26 protein-coding genes and 1 pseudogene are annotated in these 25,730 nt (G+C 62.7%); 16 read left to right on the top strand and 11 right to left on the bottom strand.

All coding sequences use genetic code 11. From position 1 onward, the window contains the following. Nucleotides 1–83: 83 nt before the first annotated feature. Genes LAC81_RS28715 through LAC81_RS28705 form a run of 3 tightly spaced genes read left to right on the top strand, consistent with a single transcriptional unit; the run spans nt 84 to nt 3,356 of the window. Nucleotides 84–1,280 carry a sialidase family protein gene (locus LAC81_RS28715; RefSeq protein WP_223728079.1) on the top strand — a complete coding sequence of 399 codons (1,197 nt, stop codon included), beginning with the start codon at nt 84–86 and terminating at the stop codon, nt 1,278–1,280. Continuing rightward, complete coding sequence (gene pdxA, locus LAC81_RS28710) at nt 1,277–2,233, top strand: 4-hydroxythreonine-4-phosphate dehydrogenase PdxA (protein WP_223728078.1); 957 nt, start codon at nt 1,277–1,279, stop codon at nt 2,231–2,233. Before LAC81_RS28715 ends, pdxA begins: the two co-directional genes overlap by 4 nt. A 4-nt stretch (nt 2,234–2,237) precedes the next feature. Next, complete coding sequence (locus LAC81_RS28705) at nt 2,238–3,356, top strand: iron-containing alcohol dehydrogenase (RefSeq protein WP_223728077.1); 1,119 nt, start codon at nt 2,238–2,240, stop codon at nt 3,354–3,356. Between the two features lie 64 nt (nt 3,357–3,420). Here LAC81_RS28705 and LAC81_RS28700 read toward each other — a convergent pair whose 3' ends face one another. Further along, nucleotides 3,421–4,122, bottom strand: a complete 702-nt coding sequence (locus LAC81_RS28700; protein ID WP_223728076.1) for a FadR/GntR family transcriptional regulator — start codon at nt 4,120–4,122, stop codon at nt 3,421–3,423. Between the two features lie 3 nt (nt 4,123–4,125). Then, nucleotides 4,126–5,154, bottom strand: a complete 1,029-nt coding sequence (locus LAC81_RS28695; RefSeq protein WP_223728075.1) for a four-carbon acid sugar kinase family protein — start codon at nt 5,152–5,154, stop codon at nt 4,126–4,128. 392 nt (nt 5,155–5,546) lie between these two features. Here LAC81_RS28695 and LAC81_RS28690 point away from each other — a divergent pair, with 392 nt between their 5' ends. The 6 genes from LAC81_RS28690 (at nt 5,547) to LAC81_RS28665 (ending at nt 12,386) form a co-directional block, all read left to right on the top strand. Then, nucleotides 5,547–6,542 carry a GlxA family transcriptional regulator gene (locus LAC81_RS28690; RefSeq protein ID WP_223728074.1) on the top strand — a complete coding sequence of 332 codons (996 nt, stop codon included), beginning with the start codon at nt 5,547–5,549 and terminating at the stop codon, nt 6,540–6,542. A gap of 178 nt (nt 6,543–6,720) precedes the next feature. Further along, the gene (locus LAC81_RS28685) at nt 6,721–7,785 is read left to right on the top strand and encodes a hypothetical protein (protein ID WP_223728073.1); all 1,065 of its coding nucleotides are present in this window, start codon (nt 6,721–6,723) and stop codon (nt 7,783–7,785) included. Nucleotides 7,786–8,077: 292 nt separating this feature from the next. Beyond that, nucleotides 8,078–8,674 carry a PE-PGRS family protein gene (locus LAC81_RS28680; protein ID WP_223728072.1) on the top strand — a complete coding sequence of 199 codons (597 nt, stop codon included), beginning with the start codon at nt 8,078–8,080 and terminating at the stop codon, nt 8,672–8,674. A 183-nt stretch (nt 8,675–8,857) separates the two neighbouring features. Further along, nucleotides 8,858–10,573: a type I secretion system permease/ATPase gene (locus LAC81_RS28675; protein ID WP_223728071.1), complete on the top strand. Its 1,716-nt coding sequence runs from the start codon at nt 8,858–8,860 to the stop codon at nt 10,571–10,573. Between the two features lie 19 nt (nt 10,574–10,592). Beyond that, complete coding sequence (locus LAC81_RS28670; protein WP_223728070.1) at nt 10,593–12,020, top strand: HlyD family type I secretion periplasmic adaptor subunit; 1,428 nt, start codon at nt 10,593–10,595, stop codon at nt 12,018–12,020. Between the two features lie 96 nt (nt 12,021–12,116). After that, a complete protein-coding gene (locus LAC81_RS28665; protein ID WP_162768826.1) occupies nt 12,117–12,386 on the top strand; it encodes a transposase in 270 nt (89 codons plus the stop codon). Here LAC81_RS28665 and LAC81_RS28660 read toward each other — a convergent pair. Further along, nucleotides 12,355–13,124: pseudogene (locus LAC81_RS28660) on the bottom strand (DNA-binding response regulator). The gene LAC81_RS28665 and the pseudogene LAC81_RS28660 overlap by 32 nt on opposite strands. A gap of 305 nt (nt 13,125–13,429) precedes the next feature. After that, the gene (locus LAC81_RS28655) at nt 13,430–13,996 is read right to left on the bottom strand and encodes a methylated-DNA--[protein]-cysteine S-methyltransferase (RefSeq protein WP_113539086.1); all 567 of its coding nucleotides are present in this window, start codon (nt 13,994–13,996) and stop codon (nt 13,430–13,432) included. 186 nt (nt 13,997–14,182) lie between these two features. On the opposite strand from LAC81_RS28655, the gene LAC81_RS28650 reads away from it, so the two are divergent. Next, nucleotides 14,183–15,454, top strand: a complete 1,272-nt coding sequence (locus LAC81_RS28650; RefSeq protein WP_223728069.1) for a GGDEF domain-containing protein — start codon at nt 14,183–14,185, stop codon at nt 15,452–15,454. Between the two features lie 30 nt (nt 15,455–15,484). On the opposite strand, the gene LAC81_RS28645 is transcribed toward LAC81_RS28650, so the two are convergent. After that, nucleotides 15,485–16,399, bottom strand: coding sequence for a M23 family metallopeptidase (locus LAC81_RS28645; RefSeq protein WP_223728068.1), 915 nt, complete (start codon nt 16,397–16,399; stop codon nt 15,485–15,487). Between the two features lie 120 nt (nt 16,400–16,519). On the opposite strand from LAC81_RS28645, the gene LAC81_RS28640 reads away from it, so the two are divergent. After that, a complete protein-coding gene (locus LAC81_RS28640; protein WP_223728067.1) occupies nt 16,520–17,008 on the top strand; it encodes an RrF2 family transcriptional regulator in 489 nt (162 codons plus the stop codon). Here the strand turns inward: LAC81_RS28640 and LAC81_RS28635 are convergent. The 4 genes from LAC81_RS28635 to LAC81_RS28620 all read right to left on the bottom strand — a co-directional run bounded on the left by LAC81_RS28635 (nt 16,958) and on the right by LAC81_RS28620 (nt 19,822). Further along, nucleotides 16,958–18,001 (bottom strand): mechanosensitive ion channel family protein, encoded by a 1,044-nt coding sequence (locus tag LAC81_RS28635; protein WP_223728066.1) that lies wholly within the window; start codon nt 17,999–18,001, stop codon nt 16,958–16,960. The genes LAC81_RS28640 and LAC81_RS28635 overlap by 51 nt on opposite strands. 70 nt (nt 18,002–18,071) lie before the next feature. Further along, the gene (locus tag LAC81_RS28630; RefSeq protein ID WP_223728065.1) at nt 18,072–18,479 is read right to left on the bottom strand and encodes a cupin domain-containing protein; all 408 of its coding nucleotides are present in this window, start codon (nt 18,477–18,479) and stop codon (nt 18,072–18,074) included. Nucleotides 18,480–18,530: 51 nt separating this feature from the next. Then, nucleotides 18,531–19,283, bottom strand: a complete 753-nt coding sequence (locus tag LAC81_RS28625; protein ID WP_223728064.1) for an SDR family oxidoreductase — start codon at nt 19,281–19,283, stop codon at nt 18,531–18,533. 59 nt (nt 19,284–19,342) lie between these two features. After that, nucleotides 19,343–19,822 carry a carboxymuconolactone decarboxylase family protein gene (locus tag LAC81_RS28620; RefSeq protein WP_223728063.1) on the bottom strand — a complete coding sequence of 160 codons (480 nt, stop codon included), beginning with the start codon at nt 19,820–19,822 and terminating at the stop codon, nt 19,343–19,345. Between the two features lie 129 nt (nt 19,823–19,951). Between LAC81_RS28620 and LAC81_RS28615 the strand changes: the two genes are divergently transcribed. Continuing rightward, the gene (locus LAC81_RS28615; protein ID WP_223728062.1) at nt 19,952–20,857 is read left to right on the top strand and encodes a LysR family transcriptional regulator; all 906 of its coding nucleotides are present in this window, start codon (nt 19,952–19,954) and stop codon (nt 20,855–20,857) included. Nucleotides 20,858–20,873: 16 nt separating this feature from the next. Here LAC81_RS28615 and LAC81_RS28610 read toward each other — a convergent pair whose 3' ends face one another. Next, entirely contained in the window at nt 20,874–21,359 is a 486-nt protein-coding gene (locus LAC81_RS28610) for an Lrp/AsnC family transcriptional regulator (protein ID WP_223728061.1), read from the bottom strand. Nucleotides 21,360–21,490: 131 nt separating this feature from the next. Here LAC81_RS28610 and LAC81_RS28605 point away from each other — a divergent pair, with 131 nt between their 5' ends. Then, nucleotides 21,491–21,907, top strand: a complete 417-nt coding sequence (locus LAC81_RS28605; RefSeq protein ID WP_113539096.1) for a DUF2000 domain-containing protein — start codon at nt 21,491–21,493, stop codon at nt 21,905–21,907. Nucleotides 21,908–22,222: 315 nt separating this feature from the next. Then, nucleotides 22,223–23,401 carry an MFS transporter gene (locus LAC81_RS28600; RefSeq protein ID WP_223728060.1) on the top strand — a complete coding sequence of 393 codons (1,179 nt, stop codon included), beginning with the start codon at nt 22,223–22,225 and terminating at the stop codon, nt 23,399–23,401. 75 nt (nt 23,402–23,476) lie between these two features. Here the strand turns inward: LAC81_RS28600 and ycaC are convergent, their stop codons facing one another. Next, entirely contained in the window at nt 23,477–24,103 is a 627-nt protein-coding gene (gene ycaC / locus LAC81_RS28595) for an isochorismate family cysteine hydrolase YcaC (RefSeq protein WP_223728059.1), read from the bottom strand. A gap of 144 nt (nt 24,104–24,247) precedes the next feature. Between ycaC and LAC81_RS28590 the strand changes: the two genes are divergently transcribed. Beyond that, nucleotides 24,248–25,195 carry a LysR substrate-binding domain-containing protein gene (locus LAC81_RS28590; RefSeq protein ID WP_223728058.1) on the top strand — a complete coding sequence of 316 codons (948 nt, stop codon included), beginning with the start codon at nt 24,248–24,250 and terminating at the stop codon, nt 25,193–25,195. A 213-nt stretch (nt 25,196–25,408) separates the two neighbouring features. Beyond that, complete coding sequence (locus LAC81_RS28585) at nt 25,409–25,702, top strand: hypothetical protein (protein WP_113539100.1); 294 nt, start codon at nt 25,409–25,411, stop codon at nt 25,700–25,702. Nucleotides 25,703–25,730: the final 28 nt, after the last annotated feature.

The following is a 25,730-nucleotide window of genomic DNA, read 5'->3' as shown; positions in this document are numbered from 1 at the left end:
AGAGAAATTATGCAGATTTGTAACTTTATCAAACTTGACAACTTTGAAAATTAGGCGATTTTCGAGGCACAGAGGAGGAGCCCATGGACCCTGAAGAAATCGCCCACGGCATGAATGGCCAGCTTCAAACCGCGTCGCCCGGGCGCATGGAAGCGCTGTTGCCTTCGCCGATGATCCAGAACCATGCCGCCTTTCTGCATCTGCTCTCAGACGGTGCGCTCGCCTGCGCCTGGTTCGGCGGCACGCTCGAGGGCAAGTCGGATATCTCCATCTTTGCTTCCGTGCTACCGAAGGACGCGACGCAATGGGGACCGCCACAGCGCCTGAGCTTCGATGCCGCGCATTCTGAACAAAACCCTGTTCTCTTCACCGCATCCGACGGCAGGCTGTGGCTCTTTCACACCTCCCAACCCTCCGGCAATCAGGATGAGTGTCGGATCCGGATGGCTGAAGTTCACCGTGATGCCTCCGACCCGTTGGCACTGACAACCAGCAAAGACCGCTATCTGAACCTTCCTCGTGGCTGCTTTATCCGCGCGCCCCTCGTGGTGCGCAGCGACGGCGCGTGGCTGCTGCCGATCTTCCGCTGCGTCCAGCGCCCTGGCCAGAAGTGGAACGGAAGCCACGACACGGCAGCCGTCGGCATTTCGCTTGATCAGGGAGCGACGTGGCAGCTGGAGGAACTGGATCAGTCCGTTGGCTGTGTGCACATGTCCCCGGTGTCGCTCGGCGATGGTCGCCTTGCCGCTCTTTTCCGTCGGCGGCAGGCCGACTGGGTCTACAGGACCGAGAGCCACGATGAGGGCAGATCCTGGTCCGTGCCCGAGGCTAGCGACGTCCCGAACAACAACTCCTCGATCGCCGCCCTTAGCCTCAATGACGGCCGGATTGCGATGATCTGCAATCCCGTCAGCGCGGCCGACACCGCCGAGCGGCGCGCCTCGCTCTATGATGAACTCGGCGAGGACGACAGCCGCCCGGACGCAGACCCTACGGGCGGCTGCGTGCCGATCTGGGGCGTCCGGCGGGCGCCGGTCGCCCTCTGCCTCTCCAAGGATGGTGGCAAGACCTTTCCCGTGCGTCTGCTGATCGAAGACGGCCCTGGCACCTGCCTTTCCAATGACTCCACCGACGGCCGCAACAAGGAAATGTCCTATCCGTGGCTGCTCGAAGGGCCAGACGGCACCATGCACCTCGCCTACACCTACCACCGGCGCGCCATCAAATATGTTCGCCTGGCCCCTGGCTGGGACCACGCCGACCAACGGAGACCTTCATGAGCAGCATCATCGGCATAACCATGGGCGACCCGTGCGGCGTCGGCCCCGAGATTTCGGTGCGCGCGCTGGCCGACATGTCGCAGCAGGAGCGCGACACAGTCCGGATTTACGGCAATCTTGCCACGCTCGAAGCGGCCCGGACCGCTCTCGGACTTGAGGTCGATCTCACCGGGCATGTCGTTGATCTGCCGATCGAGGGCGCACCGCTTCCCTGGGGGCAGTTGAGCCCTGTCGCCGGCGACGCCGCCTTCCGCTTCATCGAAAAGGCGGTGCGCGACGCTGAAGCCGGCATCATCGGCTGCATCGTCACCGCGCCCATCAACAAGGAAGCGCTGAACCTTGCCGGTCATCACTATGACGGCCACACCGGGATGCTGCGCAGCCTGACGGGCTCCGAGGCGGCCTATATGCTGCTTGCCTCCGAGCGCCTCAAGGTCATCCACGTCTCGACCCATGTGGCGCTGCAGGAGGCGATCCGGCGCTCGACGACCGAACGGGTTCTCGCCACGATCCGCGCCGGCGACGCCCATCTGAAACGCATCGGTTATACGGCACCCAAAATCGCCGTCGCCGGCATCAATCCCCATTGCGGCGAAAACGGCCTGTTCGGAACCGAGGACGACGACCAGATCGCGCCGGCCGTTACGGCGGCGCGGGCGGAAGGCATCGACGCCTATGGGCCGATCTCCGCCGACACCGTGTTTCACCGCGCCTATTCGGGCGCCTTCGACCTCGTGGTCGCGCAGTATCACGACCAGGGGCACATCCCGGTGAAACTCGTCGCCTTCGATACCGCCGTGAACGTATCGGTGGACCTGCCGATCGACCGAACCTCCGTCGATCACGGCACGGCCTTCGACATCGCCGGCAAGGGCATTGCCAATCACGGCAACATGAACTCCGCCATCGCCTATGCCCGCAAGCTCGTGGCGGGCGACGCCAAGCGAGGATGACACCATGACCATCGCCCCCATTACCCTTCATCAGCCGCGTCGCCTCGCCGTCGGCGCCGGCACGATCGCCGAGGTCGGCGCCTGGGCGGCCGACGCCCGTTCGGTGCTCGTCATCGCAACGCCGATCACCGCCGGCTTCGTCGATCGCCTGAAACTCGTCGGCCGCGTCACGGTGTTCGACGCGATCCCGGGCGAACCCGATGTCGACACCCTGAACGCCGCGCTCGACGCCGCGCGCCAGAGCAAGCCGGACCTGATCGTCGGCCTCGGCGGCGGATCAGTGCTCGACGTCGCCAAGCTGGTTGCCGTGCTTTGGGATTCGGAGCAGACGCTGACCGATGTCGCCGGACCGAACCGGGTTCTCGGCCGCAACACCCGCCTTGCCCAAGTCGCCACGACCGCAGGCACAGGCTCGGAGGCCGGTATCCGCTCGCTGATCACCGACCCGGCCAAGGGAAACAAGATCGCGGTCGAAAGCCCGCACATGATTGCCGACTTCGCCGTTCTCGATCCGGAGCTCACTTATTCCGTACCGTCGGCGGTAACCGCTGCTACCGGCGTCGATGCCATGGCCCATTGCGTGGAAGCTTTCACCAATCGCCGCGCCCATCCGATGATCGACGGCTTTGCCCGTATGGGCTTCAAGCTCGTGGGCAAATATCTCGCCCGCGCCGTCAGGGATGGATCAGATACCGAGGCACGCGAAGGCATGATGCTGGCTTCCTACTACGGCGGCATCTGCCTTGGGCCGGTCAACACCGCCGCCGGCCACGCCATCGCCTATCCGCTCGGCACGCGGCTTCGCCTGCCCCATGGCCTGGCAAACGCCATCATCTTTCCGCATGTGCTCGCCTTCAACCAGCCGGTTGCGGCGGGCAAGACGGCGGAAGTTGCCCAAGCCCTGGGTCTCGGGGGAAGTCTCTCCGCCCGAGAACTTCTGGGCGCCGCGCGTGGCTTCTGCCGCGATCTTGGTATCGAAATGTCGCTCGCTGCCCACGGCGCAAGTGCCGATGACCTGCCGCTCTATGCCAGCGAGGCGCATGCAAACCGCCGCCTGATGGACAACAATCCGATCGACATGAGTGCCGAAGACGTACTCGCCGTCTACAAGGCAGCTTTCTGATCCATCCGTTGGCGCAAAAAACAAAACCCCGGCGGCTTGCCGGGGTTTTCGCATTTTGAGGCGGCTACTTGCTCGCCTGGAACAGGCGCTCGCGGGATCCGGAAAGGTGTTCGTGCATCAACTCCCTCGCCTTTGAAGCTTCTCGGGCAGCAATGGCTTCTGCGATCGCCTCGTGCTCCGCAAAGACCCGCGTCAAGCCGGTGGTTTCGCGCTTGACCGAAGCGCCGTGAAACCGCATGCCGACGGCGATGTGATCCTTGAGCGCTTCCATCGCGGTGAAGAAGTAGCTGTTCTGGGCGGCGCGCGCGATTGCAAGATGGAACTGGAAGTCCGCATCCTCCCGGTGCGATTGCCGGTTGGTGGCGTCCCGCATCAGTTCCAGCGCCTGGCGGATAGCGGCCAAGCTGGCTGCGTCGTGCCGCTCTGCGGCGGCGGCGGCCGCCGCCGGTTCGACCGTCAGGCGGAACTCGTAGCAGTTCAGAAGATCGGCGACGTTTTCCAGTTGTCCGAAGCCAAGGGGCTCGCGCATGCCTACGGCGCGAACGAAGCTGCCGGCGCCGCGGCGCGAATAGATGAAGCCCTGCTCGCGCAGCCGGCGCAGCGCTTCGCGGATGATGGGGCGCGAAACCTCGAACTCGCTTGCCAGCTCGTGCTCGGTCGGCAAGCGTTCGTCCGGCTTGTAGGCGCCGGACTTGATCGCACGGTGCATGCGCTCAAAGACGAGATCGCCGAGGCTCTTGCGTGCTGTTCCGTTCTCCAGTCCCATCCGTCATCCCATCTTGCGGAGGACAGCCTCCGCGATTTCCCTCAGCGTGCCCGGCGCACCGAATCCGCCAGACTTGGCGATGATGCAACGTCCGTCGACCTCAGCCAAGCCCAGGCCGGGCAGGCATTCGCCCAGCAGGCGAAAACGCTGTACGCCCATCTTTTTCAAAACCGCCTCCGCGGTTGCGCCGCCGGACAGAAGCACCGTTCCTGCCGCGTCGACAAAGCCCGGACAAACGCTCTCGGCAAGCGCCTCGGAAACCGCTTCCGGCGTCACCTCCCCTTCGCCCGGCACCGCCTGAACGAGCGTGATCGCGCCGGCGACGTCGCCCGCTCTCACAAGCCGGCCGTTCGGCGCCGGCAGATAGGATAAAGCGAGGGCATCGCGAAGCGTATCGATCTGGGCAAGGGTAATCGGATCGCGGGATCCGATGACGAACAAGGCCGGGCCGGCCGACACCTCGGCAGCTCGCGCTTCTGCGCCGCCACTCATGCGCTCGGCAAGCGCCTCTGCGAGGCCACGCGCGCCGATCAGCAGTTCCGTGCCGTTGCCTTCCGCGTCCTCGAGCAAATCACGCATCTCGGCCTCGGTGGATGCATCCGGGATCGAAGCCTTTGCCGCATGTCCGCCGAGCCTCTCGGCAACGGAAATCGGCACCTCCACCCCAAAGCCTTGAACGCGACCGGATACCACCACCCGGCCAAAGGCCGGGATGGCCGGCGCCACCAGCGCAGCACGGAAGGACATCGCGTCGAGTTCGGCAACGATGTTGCCCTTCAGACGGGAGTCGACCTTCTTGAAGATCCGCGAACCCGAAGGCAACGCGGCGAGAGCGGCCTCGGCACGCTGCCTGGCACTCTCAGTGCTCAACTCGCGCGAGCCGAGATTGATCGAGAGCACATCCGGAGCCGCCCTCAGCGCATCGCCGATCGCTTCGACCGCCAATGCAACTTCGACATGGAAGCCCCTCGCAGCAAACGGCGCCGCGGCATCCAGTGCGCCGGTCAGGTCATCAGCGACAATGGCGAGCATCTAACAGATCCAGATATTTGTTGTTATCTTTATAACCAATTTTTCTATTGAAATGTCAATATTTTTTGAGATCTATTTACAAGTAAGAACCCGTTTAACCGTGTACGTTCGCCATCCGCCGCCGTGTTTTTCCACGCGCCGCGGGCAAGAGCGCGCGCAAGACCAAGGAGTTAGAGCCCATCGGCGATCGGCTGATCTTCGTGGACGATTGTGATCCCCTGGCACGCGGTTTTCAGATAGGATAACGGATCGGAACAACAGTCTGCGAGACGCCGGGCTTGCGGCTGCTGTCGCCGGCGACTGTGCGATGCCGCGGCGCCCCTCCGAAGGCGCCGCGACCGCGACAACGGCGCGCCAGCCAATTGGCATGAGTAGTTTAAAGTGGGTTCGCAATGACGATAAACACGAAATCCAACGATGCTGCAGCCAACCGCCTCAAGATTGGCTTCGTTCTCGCCCGGTCGTTCACACTTTCGGCTTTCGCCCTCTTCGTCGATACGCTTCGGCTGGCAAGCGACGAACTCGACAAATCGGGCCGCGTGCGCGCCGATTGGCAGGTGCTCGGCAACACGAGCCATCTGATCGCATCGAGCTGCGGGGTTCAGGTCGCGCCGACGTCAGGCCTCGTCGATCCGGGGCAGTTCGACTACATCGTGATGGTCGGCGGCCTGCTCAAGAACGAACACCCGATCGACGACGAGACGATCGCTTTCCTGAAGAAGGCGGCCGCGAAGAAAGTACCTTTGATCGGGCTGTGCACCGGTACCTTCATTCTGGCGGAAGCGGGGCTCATGGCCGGGCACGTCGTTTGCGTCAGCTGGCTTCACTACCAGGCATTCCGTGAGCGTTTTCCGGATCTGAAGGTTCGCTCGGACCGCCTCTTCAACCTCGACCGCACCCGTGGTTCCTGCGCCGGCGGCAGTAGTGCTGCCGACATGGCTGCCCATATCGTGCGCCTCCACATCAGCCGGGAGGCAGAGCGCAATGCGCTGGAGGTCCTGCAGATCGACAAGGCCCGCTCGCATCTCCATGTGCAGCCAAGAAAGCCACTCGCGATCGAAAGCAACGACCCCCGTCTGAACGCTGCCCTCATCATCATGGAGCAGAATACCGAGAACACGATCTCGATCCCGGAACTGGCCGCCTCGGTCGGCCTGTCGCGCCGGCAACTCGAGCGGCTGTTCATGGAGAAAGCAAAGATGTCGCCTGCGCACGTCTACCGGAAATTCCGGCTGGAGCGCGCCAAGCACCTCATCATCCAGACCGATGCTTCGCTCATCGAGATCGCGCTTGAAGTCGGCTTCGAAAGTGCCGGGCATTTCTCCAGGACATTTGCCAAGACCTTCGGCCAGTCGCCGCGGCAGATGCGCGCCACATCGCCGAAGTGAGCCCTGCACTGTCGCTCCGGCTGCACGATAGCCGATCGGCCATCTCTCTCCCCGAACGGACGTAGCCGAATTGCAGGCTCATCTTTTGCCGCAACCGCCTGCAAAATAGTTCGCGATGCGCGCTCGCACACGTCGCATGATCGTGTTGCGGGGGCTTGAGTTTATGGGAGTCATGGCGATGACGGAAACTCGTGTTTTGTCGGAAGAGGCACCGAACGCGAACTCCAACCAGAGCACGATCGCCGGCGGCCACCTGGCGCTGGTGCCGACGTGGCTTCCGCTGGACATAGCGCCGGCACAGAACTCCGCGGGAAACGGCGGCGACGGCACCAGCCTGGGCACGATCGGCAGCAACACGTTGGCGATGTTCACACCGTCGAACGCGGCCATCGCCGGCTCACACACGGATGCCGACGCACTCCAGGGCAACCACGCGCTGATGAACCAACACGTCACCGAGATGGGGGGCATTGGTGGTGAAGGCGGAAACGGCAACGTGGCCGGTGGCCATGGCGGTGGCAGCGTGGCCGGCGGCGGCGGCGACGGCACCTTCTTTGGCGGCCTCGTCAGCACCGACACCGCCGTGTTTGCGCCCTTGAATCTGGCCGTCGCAGCCGGTCCCGGTTCGAGCGCCACGGCCGGGCAGGCAAACAATGCGGCCTTCCTTCAGGGCGCCACCCAGATCGGCGGCGTTGGCGGGTCCGGTGGCGACCATAACGTTGCCGGCAATACCGCCCCGGCCCAGCAGCAGGGCGCGACGCTCATTTTCAACGGCGATGCCTATGCGGGCCATGGCGGCGACGGCACGTTCATCGGCAGCATGGTCGACGTAAACGTCGCGGTGTTCTCGCCAATCAACATCGCTGTCGGCGCCGCCGGCGGCGATGCTCACGCCACACAGACGAACAACGTCATCTTCGACCAGGGCGGCGTGCAGATTGCCGGTGTCGGCGGCAAGGGTGGCGGCTTCAACCTGTCCTCGGACACGATCTTCACCGGAAGCGGTGTCTCCGGCGGCGGTGGTGACGGCTATTCGAACGGCAGCACCGTCGACGTCAACATCGGCTACTTCCACCCGATCAACATCGCAGTGCCCGCCGGCGGCACCGCCGAGGCGGACCAGCTCAACCACCTGCTCGTCGACCAGCATACGCTGCAGATCGGCGGCATCGGGGGCGCGGGCGGCGAAGGCAACATCGCCGAGGCCAATGCCGCGCTGATCGACGACGTCCTGCACGGCTGAACCGCAGCATCCCCGCTCAAGCGCAGCAAGCGCGCCCTGGCGCGGCGGTTTCGTCGCGTTCCGCTGCCATCTCTCACAATCCACTCCCTGATTCGTGCCCCGCCGGGTCCGCTTGACGCCGGCCAAGCTGAAACGCGGGCACACCCTACCCAAAGGAACGTCTCCGAATGTCCGGCTGGTTCGCCCCGAGGATCACGCGCACCATAGCTTTCGCGCTGTCCCCCCGCTGCGGCGGTGTGCTGTGGCATCGAACCGTCCAAGACTACGGGGCAACAAGTAGAGGAGCGACGCTATGCCTATCTCACAAATAACCTCCGACACGATCGACTTCACCAATCCCATCGCGGGCGACGCGAGCGCCGGCAACGGTGGCGACGGCACCAACAACGGCGATATCAACTACAATCCTGTCGCCACCGTGGCTCCGGTGCAGACAGTCGTCGGCTCAATCCCCACCGTGGATAACGGCGACAACGTCGGTCAGGGTGCAGACTGGGGGACCGGCAACGCTGATGGCGGCGGCCTCGTCCAGGTGCCGATCGCTGTCCTCGCCTCGCTTGCCAACAGCGGCGCGGGCGGCGCCGGCGGCAATCCGACGTCGAGTGGCGATCAGAGCAGCACGAGCGGCGGTAACACCGCAAGCGTAGACGCGAGCACCACTGCTACGCAGACGACAACGTTGCTCGCCGATCAAGGCGCGACGATCATTTCGGGCATGGGCGGGGCTGGCGGCGACGGCGCAACGGCGCTCGGCGGCGACATTTCCGCGGCTATGGTTCACTCGAACCCGATCTCGGAAACCACCACGACGACGACCACCACTGCGGTCTCGAACGTTCTCGACAATTTCGACAACACTTTGGGCACCATCAGCGACATCGGTATCTGAGTCGCTCGACAAGGATCGCCGGCCATGGCCGGCGATCCTCTTTTTTACTTGTGTCGCGGCGCGCAAGAAACGCTACGGGACCTTTGAGTTGCATTTGGCCACGGATCGAGCCCAAGCAAAGGAAGCCTGAAGCAACCAAGCCGACCGCATCATCGATCACGCCGATCCGATCGAGATCCGATAATGACGACGAATCCGACAGGGGCGCAGCATTCTCCAACCCACCTGGTCGTGGCACTCAAGGCCTGCACGGGGGCGTTCCTGCTGGTCTTTCTCTATAGCTGCGCCTACAACCTGTTCCTGCTGGCGCCCTCCATCTACCTGCTCCAGATCTACGATCGCGTCATGTCGAGCCGCAGCGTCGACACGCTGGTCATGTTGACACTCATCATTGCCGCGGCGGTTTTGGTCGGCTCGATCCTGGATATCGTGCGGCGTGCCGCGCTCTCGCGGATCGGCAGCTGGCTGGATCATCGCTTGCGGCCCGTCGTGCTGACGGCGTGTTTCGAATACGGAGCCCGCGCCGAAACGGGTCTCGCCAACGACTGCTACCGGGACCTGTCGATCCTGCGCCAGTTCCTCGACGCCCCGGCCAGCTCGCTGCTTTTCGACATTCCCTGGGCGCCGATCTTCCTGCTGCTTCTGTTCTTGGTCCACCCCCTGCTCGGAACCATCGGGCTCTTCACCGCGCTCGCCTTGCTGCTGCTCGCTATCGTAACGGAGCTCTCAACCCGCCAGCCCTTGATGAAAGCGAACCTGGCGCTTTCCCGCAGCCATATGCGCTTTGCGACCGCGCTGCGGTACATCCAGGTCATCCGCGCAATGAACATGCAGAACGGCGCCGCTCAACTCGTCTACCGCGACGCCGAGACTGCGCGACAGGCGCAAGACGATGCGATGAAGCGCACCGAGACCATTCTCGGGCTCTCGAAGTCCGTACGCATGCTGGCGCAGATTCTGATGATGGGGTCGGCCGCCTGGCTCGTCGTGGAGGATAGCGGAAACCCCGGCATCATCTTCGTCTCCAGCCTGCTTCTCGGCCGTGGGCTTGCACCGATCGAAGGCGCGATCGGCGCATGGCGCGCCGTCGCCTTCACCTATGCCGCCTACAATCGCATCAACACGATGCTGATATCGATCGCCGCTCAGGACAGTGCCCGTACGATACCGATACCCGAAGCGGGCGGTCTTGTGCTTGAGCGCGTCGGCTACACGCTTCCTTCGGGCAACCGCCAGATCTTGAATTCCGTCACCTTGCGGCTGGCACCGGGCGACTGCCTTGCACTGATCGGCCCATCCGGCTCCGGAAAGTCGACGCTTGGCCGGATCATCGCGGGCGTCCAGCCGACGACCATCGGCTGCGCCCTGCTCGGCGGTGTCGATATCTCCACTCTCCGGCTTGGTGGCTGCATGCGGCATATCGGCTACCTGCCGCAGGACATCGAACTTTTCGGTGGTGCGGTGAAGGACGTCGTCGGCCGGCTCGACGGAACCGACGTCGGCAAGGTCATCGAAGCGGCAAAGCTCGTCGGGCTGCACGATGCGATCATGCAACTGCCGCAGGGCTATGAGACGGATATCGGCGACGGTGGCGCAACGCTGCTTCGAGCCCAACGGCAACAGCTGGGACTGGCGCGCGCCGTCTACGGCAATCCCGCGCTCGTCGTGCTCGACGATCCCAATTCCAGCCTGGACTATGACGGCGAACGCCGGCTGTTTGCGGCGATCACCCGCATGCGCGCCATGGGTATGATGGTCATCATCATCACGCACCGCATGGGCATTCTGCCCGTGACCAACAAGATCGCGATCATGCGCAACGGCACGATCGAAGCCTTCGGCGACAGCGACTGGGTCTTCGATACCTATCTGCACCCAGCAGCCCAAGCCGGCACGTGAAAAGGGAGGCGCGAGAACGATGGAGCTCATCAAATCCGACCTGACCCGACCCGGAACCGAAATCGTGGGCTATGCCTTGGACGCCAAGGGCAACGCTGGCCCCCAGCCCTCGACGGCTGTCGCTACCGCCCTGCCGATGACGCTAGCCGAAGCCTCGCCGATGTCGCGGCTGCGGCATGTCGCCTGGACGGGAAACCTGCTGATCGGTTTCTTCGTTTTCGGCCTCGGCATCTGGTCGGTTCTCGCACCGCTCAGCAGCGCGGCGATCGCGTCCGGCGTCGTCGAGACCGAAGCGAACCGCAAGACCATCCAGCATCTCGAAGGCGGGATCGTCCGGCGGATCCTTGTCCGCGACGGCGATGCCGTGTCTGCCGGCCAGGTGCTGATCAAGCTCGACGATACGAAGCCGCGTTCCGAGCGGGATAGCCTTCGCGGCCAGCTCTGGGACGCTGAGGCGCGACAGGCGCGGCTGACGGCCGAGCAGGAGGGATCGAACCACGTCGCATTTCCGCCTGATCTCGTGGAGCAGGCCGGCAACTACCGGGTGATCCATGACATCCTCGACGGACAGCAGAACATATTCGACGCACGGCGCCAGGTGATGCAGTCCGAAGTCATGATCACGCAGCAGAAGATCAAGGAAGTGTTGGAGGAAGTCGCCGGGCTGAGCGCCCAGAAGGCCTCCCTGATCGAAAGAAGCGCCATATCGCGCCAGGAACTCCAGACCGTCTCGGCGTTGACCGAGAAGGGCCTCGAACGGCGGAGCCGAGCGCTCGTACTGGCACGGGAGAAGGCCGACATCGGCGGCCAGATCGGCGAAGTCTCCGCACGCATTTCCCGTGCCCATCAGGTGATCAGCGAATCGCAGTCCTACATCGTCAAGCTGCGCAGCGACCGGCTGAATGAAGTCGCACTCACGCTGCGCGACACGGAGAACCAGTTGGCTCAGCTGCGCGAACGCTTGAACGCCATTGACGATCAACTGGCGAGAACCGAGATCCGGGCGCCCGACGACGGGGTGATCATGGACCTGCGTGTCCACACGACAGGCGGCGTCATCGGCGCCGGAGAGCCGCTGGCCGACCTCGTGCCGGACGCGGGCGCACTGGTCGTGGCAGCACGGGTGAAGCCGGAAGATATCGCCCAGGTCCATGCCGGGCTCGAGGCTCAGGTTCATCTCATTCCTTACAACCAGCGGCGGGTTCCGCTGTTGAAAGGTACGGTTTCCTATGTGTCCGCCGACAATCTGGTCGACCGGATGACCGGCCGCACCTACTACGCCGCCACGATCCGCGTTACCGATGAGCGACTCGGCCACTTGCCGGGCGTGGAAATGGTCCCGGGCATGCCGGTGCGGGCCATGATTGAGACCGGTACGAGCAGCGTCGCGCTTTATGCGCTGCGTCCGTTGATTGACAGTTTCAACACCGCATTTCGCGAGAACTGAGTCATGCCCCGCGGAACGCCGTGGGCGTACCACATGGGCACGATTTTTCGACCCCGCGATCAGATGTGCCAGTCGGTTCCCCGAAGGACAGCCGCGATGGGCAAACGTAAGTTCAATGACGACGAAGTCCTGGAGATCCTGAAGGAGCATCAGTACGGTGCAACCGTCGCCGATGTCTGCCACCGGTATGGCATCAGCCAGCCGACATTCTACCGGTGGCAATCACTGCAAAGCAGGGGTCCCAACTTCGATGCCGAGCGCGTAAAGGCGCTCGAAGTGGAAAATCAGAAGCTCAAGAGGCTGCTGGCCGAGGCCATGCTGACGGCCGCAACCCTTAGCGAGATGCTCGAAAAGACATCACGTTGACGACGCTGCTGCCGTTGGTGGCGACACCATGACCGTTGCCGGGAGTTCCCCGGTCGGCAAGCAGGGCGACGACCTCGGTTCGGTTCTGCACCTGCAATTTGCGCATGATGTGCTGCAGATGCATTTTCACCGTATGGTCGGAAAGATTGAGCTTGCCTGCGATCACCTTGTTCGAAGACCCGCAGCGCAACTCGGCGAGGACATCCGCCTCGCGCGGCGTGAAGTCGGCGAGCGCCAACTCGCCTCGATAGGCGCTGATCTGCGTCCTGTCTCCTTGGCGAGCAACGGCGGCACAATCGGTAAGCGCGGCAAGCGGGTCTGGACAGAAGATGCCGCCTGCAAGAATCAGCCGCAAACCGGCAAGCGCCAATTCGATCCGCAAGGACGTGGTGAAGAAGCCGCGAACCCCCAGCTTGAGGACGTCGGCGGCGGTCGCCTTGTCGTCGGTGTCCGAGAGCACCGCAACCGGCACTTCCGGAAAACGCGGATTTCCGCAAGCTCGCCATGCAAATAACACCCGCCGTCGTTTCGCGCACTCAGGTCCAGCACAATCAAACGCACGTCGTAACCGAGCGCCTGGTCAAGGCTGTCGGTCGAGACCATATCGATAAAATTCCAACCGGAGAGTTCGTATTCGAGAACGGCGACGATAACGCTGCGCACCAACGTCTGATGTTCTATGACGATCCCGGTCGGCGTACGGTCCTTGCGGCACGGCGTTCCTGAACTGATGGACATGCGTCACCCCCAGGATTCGTTGCGACAAGTTAGCGACGCCTAAAATATTTCCGTTCTGATAGTCTGTCATGAGAAAATCAGAATTAATCCGATCGGGCTGCTTCGCCAACCAATTGAAAATACTAAGTAATTTCGATAGCTCCCGCGAAACTTGTAACATATCTTGAGCAGCGAACCTGAGAACCTCTCGGGAAGAGAGCGGCCAAGCGCAACCATAAGCCAAAGCCAACACCATAGCGCACGCAAAGGGCGCGATAATTGCTTCAGCAGGAGCGGAAAGCATCGGGTCGCAGTCGGCGATGTCCTCAGAAACCGAAGGACTGCTGCGTCGGTTCGGGTGGCTGCCCCAGATGTACCCCTTCCAGCTCCAGCATGCGGGTCTTGGTGGTGGAACCGCCGGGTGCCGAGAAGCCGCCGATCTTGCCGCCGGCGGCCAGCACCCGGTGACAGGGGATGATCAGGGAAACCGGGTTCTTGGCCATGGCCTGCCCGACATCACGCGCCGCCTCCGGCCCGGCGCCCAGCTCTTTTGCCAGCGCCCCGTAGGTGGTCGTCTGCCCCCAGCGCAGCGCGCGCGTCGCGGCGTAGATGCGGCGGAAAAGCTCGTCCTGCCCTTCCAGATCGACCGCAAAGCCAGTGAAATCGACTTCCTTGCCATCGAAGTAGCGTTGAACGGCTCCCACCGCTTCCCGAATTTCGGGCGTCGGCTGGGCTGACTCGGCAGAGGGCAGCCGCTTCAGCAGGAGCCGTTCGCTTGCCTCGGCCGCGCGGGTTGGCAGTTGGAAACGCGTGATGCCCACATCGTTCCAGGCGATGCCGCAGAAACCGGCCGCGGTTTCGAAGATGAAATAGCGATGTGCTGCCTGGCCCATCTGCCTAGCCTCCCTTGAGTCTCTGTCGTCAAAATCGTGCCTGCGCGGCTCAAATTCAACCCGTTTCCTGCCTTGACGCCGTCGAGACCAGCGCTCGGTCAGCGGCGCGCATCGTCGCGAGAGCCGCCATTTGCGAAAGCTTTACGGTTGTAGGGCAAGGTTCCGCGCGAACATCAGGAGACGACGGTGGACATCCTGCATACCCCGACGATCATGCTCAGTTCGTTCGTGACACTGGTGATCTTCGCCATTTTCTTCGGCCTCGCCTGGCGGCAGGAGCGCAAGAGCTTCGAACTGCTTCTATGGTCCTCGGCCTTCGCCATAGGCGCAATCGGTTTCGTCCTGCTGACGTTGCGCGGTGACGGCTACAGCTTCGCCACCATTTCGCTCGGCAATGCGCTCGCGGTGCTGGCCCTTGCCATGATCTGGCTCGGCCTGCGCGCCTTTGACAATCAGCCGCTGAAGATCGCCTCCGCTCTTCTCGGACCGATCCTCTGGATCGCCGTAACCTACTTCTCCGAATACGTCCGCGAGAGCGTCACGAGCAGGATCGTCCTCTACTCGATCCTGATCTTCGCCTATTCTGCGTTGATCGCGCTCGAGGTCTTCCGATCGGAGTATTTCCGCCGGTTGCCGAGCTCCTATATCGTCGCCTTCGTTTTCGCCACACACGGCGCGCTTTATCTCGCCCGTATTCCGCTGATCGTGCTGTGGCCGCTCGCAGGCAATACGGCCGCGGGAACGGCACAGCCGCTTTGGTATCAACTTCTGACCTTCGAGCTGTTCTTTCACAGTCTCGCCGGCGGCTTCGCCTTCTTCGCACTGGTAAAGGAGCGAACGCAGCAGCGCTACAAGCTTGCCTCAGAAACCGACGCACTGACGGGCGTGCCGAACCGGCGCGCCTTCCTCACGCAGCTCGATACCCATCTCGCCGCGGGCTCGGCAAAAGGAGCGCTGCTCTATCTCGACATCGACCACTTCAAGGCGATCAATGATCGCTTTGGGCACGCAGCCGGTGACCAGGTGCTGGTCGAATTTGCCGAGATCGTTTCCAGGGCCGTGCCCGCTGACGCTTTCATCGCACGCTTCGGCGGCGAGGAATTCGCCGCTTGTCTGCCCCACGCGGACCGGTTGGACGCGCTCGCCATCGCCGACGGTATTCGCACCTCGCTCGAAGCGCGCCGGCTCGGCACGGCCAAAGGCGTGCTGTCAGCAACCGTGAGCATCGGCGTCGCCTTCGCAGAAGGGCACGAGGATTCGCACGCGCTCATCTCCGCCGCCGACGCGGCCCTGTATGCGGCGAAGACTGCCGGCCGAAACGCCGTTTGGTCGATGGATGCGGACGGCGTCGCTCGTTTCTCCGCCGGACTTGCCAACGGCGGCACCGCAGCAACGGCGCTGTTTTCGCTGAAAACCTCGAGGGGTGGCACGGCACCAAGACCGCCGAACGTATCCTGATTGCCGTTCAGCGCTGTCACCGCAGATTTCTCAGAGATCGAGCATCCGGTCGAATTGCGAATTGCGAACGGCGACGCGCCCGTCGAAGGAGACTTGAACAGCGCGCCCGGATCGGCCGTCGACGGCATGGATGTGCAGATGCGGCTCGGTGCTGTTGCCGGAGTTGCCAACCTCACCGATCGGGGTGCCGGCAAAAACAGCCGCACCGGCCGAAACCACAATGCTTCCCTGACGCAGATGTGCAAGTTCCACCTGCATGCCGTTGCAGCTCAGGACCACGTGGTTGCCGGCTGGATTGTCCCGGTCGGTCAGGGGTGGCGACAGATCCGGCAGTCCGTCGACCGCAGCGATCACTTCTCCCTCACAAGGACTGAGCACGGTTTTCCCGAAGATCGTGTAGTCCCGGGGACTTTTGGGCAGCAGACCCAGGGCACGAAGGCCCGCGGCATTGACGGCCGTAATATCGAGGGCATGCCTTTGCGCCGGATGGTCGCTGTGATGGTTGAGGATACCGATGCCGCTACCCTGGGCGACGACGAAGCGTCCACCCGTCAACGGAAACGACAGGTCGCGGGGATCACCGCGCACGGACGTCCCCCCGATGACATAGGCGAGCACCGCACCGAAAACGGCCAGCGAGGCGATCGTCGGGACAAGACTGCGCCACAGCGCCCCGCGATCCCCGGAGAGCCAGGGTCGGCCCGCGTGCCGCACCGCTGAGGCGAGGGCAGCGATGATGGCAAGAACTGCAAGCGCGAGGCGAGTCCAGAGCCCGGCAATGTCCCAGCGACCAAGGAGCATGACCAGCGAGATCAGCACGACGCTTTCGGCAAACACCAGCAACCAGCCAAGGCGCGTGGGCTCGTCAAGGCGCAAGAGGCGCCAACTGAAGGCAAGCGGCAGCGCGATACAAAGGACAGACATAAAACCGACAATTGCGATCATGAAACTTCCCACTGCGCGCGATGCGTTTGCTCATGTGGGTTCAGCACTGTTTACACGGTAGGGGAATAGGGATATTTTTTATCCTTAATAGATACGCATTGGCATCTGCCGGACGAACACATGATTCTCAAAAGCCAAGTCGAATGGGCGTTGCATTGTTGTGCCATTCTTGCCGGCCTGCCTGAAGGCCGCTACCTCTCAACCAAGGCGCTGGCGGAGTTCCACGGGCTTCCCAAGGAGTATCTTTCGAAGGCGCTGCAGAGCCTTTCGCAAGCCGGGCTCGTCCACACGACCCTCGGCCCATCGGGCGGGTATCGACTGGCCAAGGCGCCGGCCGAGCTTTCCTTTCTCGATATCGTCGAGGCGGTCGAGGGCAAATCGCGAACCTTCGTTTGCACCAACATCAGGGCCAACAATCCCTGTCGGGCACCGGGCTATTGCGAAAGCACGCCGTGCGCGGTGGCGCGCATCATGTGGGAGGCGGACGAGGCCTGGCGCGACAAGCTGCGGAGCGTGCGCTTGTCCGACCTGATCGACATTCTCTCGAAGGAAATTCCATCAGACCTCTGGAAGCGCAGTTTCGAGTGGGTACTGGGGCGCGCTGGATAAGAGAGGCCTGACCGCCACCTCCGCAGGGGAAGCGTAGAAGTATGCTTGCGCTGGCAATGCAAGCGAAAGACCGTCTTGCCGGCATCGGTCGTAGACACGCGCGATCACCTCGTTGCGTGCGGGTGTCCGTTCGGCCGGGCTTCTAACGCGAAACTGCAGTTCAACCTCGATCGCCACGGCGTCTATCGCCTTGAGGGCGACAACCGGTGGCGGATCGCGGACGATGCGGGCGCAATCCTGCAGCGCCGCACCCAAGATCTCTTCGACGCGCCTCGGCGAGTGGCTTGCCGCCACGCGGATCGGCAATGGGATCTGATGCGTTTCGTCAGGACGGCTGAGATTGGTGAGCCCGACCTTGGCGAGCGCGCTGTTCGGCAGGACAACGACATTGTGCGCACCGGTAAGCAGGAAAGTCGAGCGCCAGTTGTTCTCGATCACACGGCCCTCCGTCCCGTCGCCAAGCGTAATCCAGTCACCGATGGCAAAGGGCCGCCCCAGTGTCAGGGCAATGCCGGAGAACACGTCGCCGAGCGTATTTTGAAGCGCGAGGCCGAAGATGATGGCGACCACGCCGGAGGTCGCGACCAGCGTGCCGATCGGCGCCTTGAAGACGAAGCCCAGGACCGACAGCGACACGCCGAGATAGACGACGGCGACGATCAGATCCTGCAGCAGCCGTGCCTCCTGCGGCCGCTTTTCAAGAACGATGTAGATGCGCACGAAACCGATGAGGGACCAGGCGAGATGCGTCCACCACAGCACGCGCGCCGACGTCGCCAGCAAGGCCGCTGCACCTTGGAGGTGCTGATCGTCGCTCCTGTGCGGCATGATCCCAGCCAGGATGAGGACCGCGGTCATCACCGTGAAGAACAGGATCTGAACGATCAGCCTTGCCGTCGGGCGACCACGCCCCTGCAAGTGCCAGACGGCTATGCCGGTGACCCCGAGAAGGTTGATCAGCAGCAACGGCAACGGCAGGTGTTCGGCAAACATGGCAGGCTCCAACGGTTGCACCCCCAAGGAAGGGCCGGCTGCGCGATCGGCACCCGACCCTTCCGATGCATCACTTCGTCATCGGGTAGGTGAGTTCTTTCTGGGCGGTATCGACGACGAAGACCGCAAGCAGCTTGGCGGGCTCCGTTTCGCTGCCATTGGCACTGACGCCGTGCCGATCGCCGGGCATCTCGGAAAAGCTCTCGCCAGCCTTGTAGACCTTGACCGGGCCGTCATTAACCTGGCTGCGGATCGAGCCTTCCAGCACCGTCGCATAGATGAAGGCCGTGCTCGGATGGGTGTGTGCCTCTGAAGACCCGCCAGGCCCGTACTCCACCAGAACGCCCTTGATGCTCTTGCCGGGAACGTTCGGCAACTCGTGCTCGTAGACCAGTGTGACTTTGGCGGCGTCACTGGCAACAGCACTGCCGAACAATATTGCGCTGACCGCGAGCGCGGCGATGAGAGACTTGATCATGTCGAATATCCTTTCAAGGCTGGGTAAGGCGCCGAGCGGCGCGCAGTGCTGTCACTTGCGGGGCGCCTTCGCGAACCACTCTTCGAAGGTGATCCGGCCAAGACGCGGATTGTTGTCGGAGACGAGCGAGCCGTCTTCCAGGAGGGCGCCGAAATAGCGGGCCTCACGATCGGGCTCGACCTTTCGGTTGTCGCCGCTGGCTTTGAGATAGCGGGCAACGAGGTCGCTGAGGCGCGAGCGCTCGGGGCCGGCAATCTCGATCGTACCGTTGACGGGAGGGGCCAGTGCGACCGCGGCCATGGCGTCGGCAACGTCGTCGGAGGCGATCGGCTGCACATAGGCCGGCGACAGGCGCACCATGTCGCCGACCGCTCCCGATTGGGCGATACCGCCCAGGAACTCCATGAACTGGGTCGAATGCACGATCGTGTAGGGAATGCCGGACGCCTTGATCAGCCTTTCCTGGGCGAGCTTGCCACGGAAGTACCCGCTCTCCTGCAGCCGCTCGGTGCCAACGACCGACAACGCAATATGATGTTTGACGCCGGCAGACCTTTCCGCAGCAAGCAGATTGCGGCCGGAGGTTTCGAAGAACTCGAGCACCGCCTTGTCCTCGAAGGAGGGCGAGTTTGCAAGGTCGATCACGATCTCGCAACCTGTGAGCGCCTCGGCAAGGCCCTCGCCGGTCATCGTGTTGACGCCCGTGTTCGGAGAGGCGGCGATCACCTCGTGGCCCTGCTTGCGCAGGCGTTCGACTGTCTTGGAGCCGATCAGGCCCGTTCCGCCGATGATGACGATTTTCATGGGATCCTCCATTCGCTGCGGCCGTTGCGTCGCAACGCTCGATCACTCTGGAATAGCGGTTAGTTCAGTCCGGCCTTGTCGAGGCCGTAGAGCTTGTCGGCAGAACCGGGCACGGACTTGAAGGCGATGCTGACGCGGTTCCAGGCATTGATGACCATGATGGAGAAGGTGAGATCCGAGATTTCCTTCTCCGAAAGCTGGCCACGGACACGCTCGTAAAGCTCGTCCGGAATGCCGCCTTCGGGCAGTTTCGTGAGCGCCTCGGTCCAGGCAAGCGCTGCACGTTCGCGCGGGATGAAGAGGTTCGAATCACGCCAGATCGCGACGTGGTAGAGGCGCAGTTCGCTCTCCCCGTGGATCTTCGCCTCCTTCACGTGCATGTCGACGCAGAAGGCGCAGCCGTTGATCTGCGAGGCGCGGATGTTCACGAGGTCGCGGATCTTCTGTTCGATGACGCTGTCCCTCAGGCTGAGGCTCAGGTCAGAGATCTTCTTGAAGAATTCTGGTGAGTGCTGTGCGTAGTTCAGACGCTGTGTCATTGGGTCGCTCCGTTATTAAGGACATTTAACATCCTTATGGATACAAGATATCCTTAATATCTGGACAGTAAAGCGCGATGGGCATACAATCGGCGCATAAGGCTTATGTCGAAACATTTGGGGGATCCGATGGACATCGTCTCAGCGCTGAGAGCTTTCCTGCGCGTGGCGGAGACGGGTTCGTTTTCCGCCGCCGCGCTCGACCTCAACCTGACGCAACCGGCCGTCTCGCGGCAGGTATCGGCGCTTGAGGAGCACCTGAACACGCGCCTTCTTCACCGGACGACGAACGCGCTGGCGCTTACCGCCGAGGGCGAACACATGATCCCGATGGCACTCAGGGTGGTGGAGGCGGTCGACGCTCTCAACGAAGCCTCATGCGCCGAGACGGCCATGGTGGCCGGTCGGGTCCGCTTGACCCTACCGGCCCCACTCGGCCTTTATGTCAGCGATCGGCTCGCCGCTTTTCTCGAGCGTCATCCCGGCCTTTCGGTCGAGCTGATCTTCCGTGAGGAGCCATCGGACCTGGTCGGAGAAGGCATCGATCTCGAAGTGCGCCTCGGCCCCGTGACGGACAGCAGCCTGATGTGCCGACGCATCGGCTGGACAACCGCCTTCCTCGTCGCCGCACCTGGCTATCTCGACGGACGGAGCACGCCGAAAACGCCGGACGAGATCGAGGGGCACGAGTGCATCTGTTATAGCCGCGCCGGAGACGGACGTTCCTGGAGCTTTTCCGATGGATCCGACGATGTCTTCGTGCGCATCGCGCCACGTCTCGTCGCCAACAATGCCGTGGCCGTGCATCGCGCGGTCCTGGCGGGAAGCGGCCTTGCCATTCTTTCGCATATCCTTGCCTGCCCGGACATCGAGGCAGGCAGGCTGGTGAACGTGATGCCCGACTTTCCGCCGGCACGCCTGCCGATCAGCGTCGTCTATCCGTCACGCAGGAACATGCCACTGCGTGTCAGAACCGTTCTCGACTTCCTCGTGCAGGTCATTCGGGAAGACCCCTTGATGGCATCCGCCTCCTGAGTGGGCAACGCCTCGTTCAACGTTGCCCGGATGTCGCGCGCAACGGGAGACCGCTGAAGGCCTTGATCTCCTTCAGCACGAAGGTCGTCTGCATCTCCTTGATGCAGGGCAGCCGCCGCACGACCTTCATGGCGAAATCTGAATAGGAATCGAGGTCGGACGAAACGACCTGAAGAAGAAAGTCCGCGTCGCCGGCAATGCTGTAGCAGGCGACGACACTATCGAGCTTCATCACTTCGTCGGCAAAGGCATCGGCCTCCGCCTCCGTATGGCTGTCTATCTTCACGCGGATGAAGGCGAGTACCCCAAGACCGATTTCCTTCCGGTTCAGCACCGCCATGTAGCCCTGAATGACGCCGTCATCCTCAAGCTGGCGCACGCGCCGCCAGCACGGCGAGGTCGACATGCCGACCTCGTCGGAAAGCGCCTGATTGCTCAAGCGGCCGTCATTCTGCAGCGCGGTCAAAATCTTCACATCCGCAGGCGTCAGCGTTGCAGGCACATTCTACCTCATTCACTTTGTTTTCAGGTAGACACTACCACATACCTGCATTTCACCGCAACATCCGAAAGAACTTACCCGGCCGACCGGTCTATTCTCTCCGGTAAGCAACCGAGAAGGAATAGACCACCGTGCTTCAGGACATCCGCCTCGCCATCATCGTCAATCCGGAGCTGCCGCCGGGCCATCTCGCCAACACCATCGCGGCGATATCCATCGGCATCGGCTCGGCAATGCCTGATCTTGGTAATCGGCAACTTACGGATAGCAGAGAGAATACGATCGATATCAGTTCCAACCGGCCCGTTCCGATCCTCCAGGCAGACAGCCAGACGATCGGCGCATTGCTGCTCAGGGCGCTGCCGAAAGAGGAACGCCGCATCGTCGTGCCGTTTCCGGCGTTTGCGCGCTCGATGCACAGCTATGCGGACTATGAGGGACAATTTCCGGAGCGCGATCTCTCTGCGGAAACGATCGACGGCATCGGACTGGCCGGCGCTTCCAAGTGGGTCAAATCGCTGACCGGATCCTTGAAACTGCTGCGCTGAGGCGCGATCCGCAACGGTACGGGAGGCCGCAGAGCCCAGCCTTCCGGCCTGGCGTGTATATTTTTTTCATCACGACCAGACCAATACTACGATTGGTGGCGACACATTCGCAACACTGCCGGCCATTCAACCCGAACGACATAGCTTTTCCACTCGGCAACTGTTTCCTGCCTTGACGACACCTGCCCCGAACGACAAGCTCTGAAAACGATTTTCAGAATATCAGAATTGTATCAAATACCACATCGGCTCGACGGCCTTAACCGCTGCCGAGGCAGGATCGCGCGATACGATACCTATTGGGGAACAATACGCATGACCAATCAACGGCTCATCATGCTGATCTTCTTCCTTCAACCGATCGCCTTCGGCGCCTGGCTGCCACGCATTCCCGATGTGCAGCAGCGACTCGGCCTCGGCCCCGCGGACCTCGCAATCGCGCTTCTCGGCATGCCGGTCGGCATCCTCCTCACCCTGCCCTTTGCCGGCCGTTTCGTTGCCTGGATCGGCGGCCGCGCCACGATCCTCTACGGTTTCGTCGTCTTTCTGGCCCTCGTCTGGCTGCCGACTTGGGCCTCGAGCATCGAAGTGCTGTTCGTGACGCTCGCCATCGTCGGCGTGGCGCTGGCAACGTTGGAGCTCGGCCTCAATGTCGAAGCGGACGCAATCGAGAAGCACTCCGGGCAACTGATCATGAGCACCTGCCACGGTTTCTGGAGCCTCGGCATCATGACCGGCAGCCTGATCGGCGTCGGCTTCGCCGCGCTCCATGTGGCGCCGGAATGGGCCGTACCGTTGACGGCTGCGGTCATGCTGCCGATCAGCGTATTTTTCGCCAGAAAACTGCCGCTCCTCAAAACCGGCGAGGCAGCGGCTGCGCAGGCGGCACCGTCAAGGCGACGGCTGCCAAGCTTTGCACTGCTCGGCGTTTGCTTCTTCGTCGTCGGCATCACCATGACCGAAGGCGCGGTGGCTGACTGGTCGGCGGTTTTCCTGCGCGATGTCTTCGGACTTTCCGGTGCCAGCGCCGGCTTCGGTTACTCGATCTTCGCTTTCATGGTGGCGGCCGGTCGTTTTGCCGGCGACCGGCTGAAGGCGAGCTACGGGCCGGTGGCCGTCGCGCGCGCCTGCGGCGTCGCCAGCATTGCCGGCCTGGTTCTGGTCGTGGTGAGCCCCGTCGCCTGGGCAGCGCTTCTCGGCTTTGCCGCCATGGGCTTCGGCGTTTCTGTCGGCTTCCCGCTCGCAGTCACGGCAGCTGCCGACCAGACGGACCGGCCGGCCGCCGCCAGCGTCGCCATCCTGTCTTTCATCGCACTCCTCGGCTTCCTGCTTGGACCGCCGCTAATCGGCCTGATTGCCGAGCACAGCGACATGCGCTTCGGCCTCGGCGTGCTCGTTCCCTTCCTCGCTGTCAGCTTGCTTTTGACCGGCCGGCTCAAGCCCGCCGCGCGCATTAGCGCGCAGGACACCCAGCAAGCTGCCAGCCGCGCGTAGCGGCGACCGCGATAGGCAACGCGAAAGCCCCGGCCGATTTCGGTCGGGGCTTTTGTCGTTCATCGGCAGCGCGGCTTACTTGCGCGCTGTCATGGTGGTGTAGCTGGTGATGAGGTTGCGATAGTCGGGGATGTGGTTGGAGAACAGGGTACCGAGCCCCTCGATATCGTTGCGCCAGTCGCGGTGCAATTCGCAGGCGACGCCGAACCAGGTCATCAGCTGAACGCCGGCGGCGGTCATGCGTGACCAGGCGGAATCGCGGGTCACCTCGTTGAACGTGCCGGAAGCGTCCGTCACCACGAAGACCTCAAAACCTTCCTCGATCGCCGAAAGCGCCGGAAACGCCACGCAGACCTCGGTCACCACGCCGGCGATCAGCAGCTGCTTCTTGCCCGTCGCCTTCACCGCCTTGACGAAGTCCTCGTTGTCCCAGGCATTGATCTGGCCCGGACGGGGAATGAAGGGCGCGTCAGGAAACGGTTCCTTCAGTTCCGGCACCAGCGGGCCGTTCGGACCGTCTTCGAAGCTGGTCGTCAGCACCGTCGGCAACTTGAAATACTTGGCGAGGTCGCCAAGCGCCAGAACGTTGTTCTTGAACTTGTCCGGGTCGAAGTCGCGCACCAACGACAGGAGGCCGGTCTGATGGTCGACGAGCAGGACGGCAACATCATCCTTGTTGAGACGTACGTAGGGCTTGGTCATCGGAAGTCCTTTCCTTCGGTTGGTTTCCATCACCGCCGGCAGCGTTCGTTGCCGCCTGATCCGCTGTGATTGAACGTAGGCTACTGCAGGACCGCTGACGCAAAAAGATTGTGAAATCCGACGCAGCGTCCTACAGATAGAACGATGCAGGATCTGAACGACCTCTATTATTTCGTGCAAGTGGTGGAGCATGGTGGCTTTGCGGCTGCAGCACGGGCGACCGGAACGCAAAAGTCCCGGCTCAGCCGACGCATTGCAATGCTGGAGGATCGGATCGGCGTCCGGCTGATCCAGCGTTCGCCGCGCCGGTTCTTCGTCACCGATGTCGGCCGCGAATATTATCAGCGCTGCGTCGCAGTGCTGATCGAGGCCGAAGCGGCCGACGCCTTCATCGCGCAGCACCAGGGAGAACCGCAGGGGACCATCCGGGTGAGTTGCCCAACGGCGCTGATCTCCTTCCAGTTCGCCCGACTTTTCGCCCGATTCATGACCGCGCATCCAAAGATCAGTCTGCAGCTCGAAAGCACCAACCGCCGCGTGGACGTGATTGCCGAGGGCTTCGACGTCTCGATCCGGGTCCGGTTTCCGCCACTGGAGAGAAGCGAGCTCGTCATGCGCAAGCTCGATGACAGCTCGCAATATCTCGTCGCCAAACCGGGATTCCTGAGGGAGCCGATCCAGACGCCCGAGCAGCTGACGGGGCTCGCCAGCCTTGCCTGGACTTCGGCCACACACAGCTATGAATGGTGGCTGGAGAGTTCTGCCGGCGAGCAGGCGGTCATTCGGCACGAGCCACGCTTCCTGACCGACGATATGGCGGCGCTGCGCGAAGCCGCGCTCGACGGCGCCGGCATCGTGCAGCTACCGACGATGATGATCTGGAAGGACCTGGTGGCAGGGACGCTGGTGCCGGTGCTACCGCAATGGCGGCCTGCATCCGGTATCGTGCATGCCGTCTTCCCCTCGAAACGCGGGCTTCTGCCGTCGGTTCGCACCTTCATCGACTTTCTCGCCCAGGAATGCGCTGCCGATCGCCTGACGATCGATGAGAGCCTGGCATGGCCGGCGAAGAACCCCCATATGGAGATCTAACGCGCCTCGAAGGTACCTCTTCGCCTCGATCCGCCGACCCATGCGCAGGGCGCATAGTAGCCATTCCTTGCATCCCGCGCCGCTATTCACGACATTAATGAAGAAGCCGCGTTCGACGCCGGCTCCCTTCAGCACTCCATCACAGTCGTAGACTTTTCCCCCGGCCCTGCGCCGGCGTGGCCAATTCCGGCTTGAACAATAGGGAAGGTAATCATGCAGACTTCTGCCAAGACGCCCGATGCCAAGACACTGGACAAGATGACGCTCAACGAGCGCTCGGACATGATGGCGCTCGTTGCGGACGCACTCGAGGCAACGGCCGAGAAGGCCTATGAGATCGGCGACGACCGGTTCGCGCAGAACTCGATCAGCCTCGCCAATATCATCACCAGCTGTGCCGATGACCTGGTCGTTGGCGACCTGCCGGCAGCCGAACTGCTGCTGCAGCAGGGCATCGCGTTGCTCAGCCTGTTTCAGGGCGAGCCCCGCGAGTTCACCCTGCACTAAAGCTTGGAAACACGGCCGACGTCTCGCC

This window comes from Ensifer adhaerens, assembly GCF_020035535.1.
Classification (GTDB): Bacteria; Pseudomonadota; Alphaproteobacteria; order Rhizobiales; family Rhizobiaceae; genus Ensifer.
The sequence above is the reverse complement of the archived record's forward strand: the minus strand, read 5'-3'. Positions and strand labels throughout refer to the sequence as shown.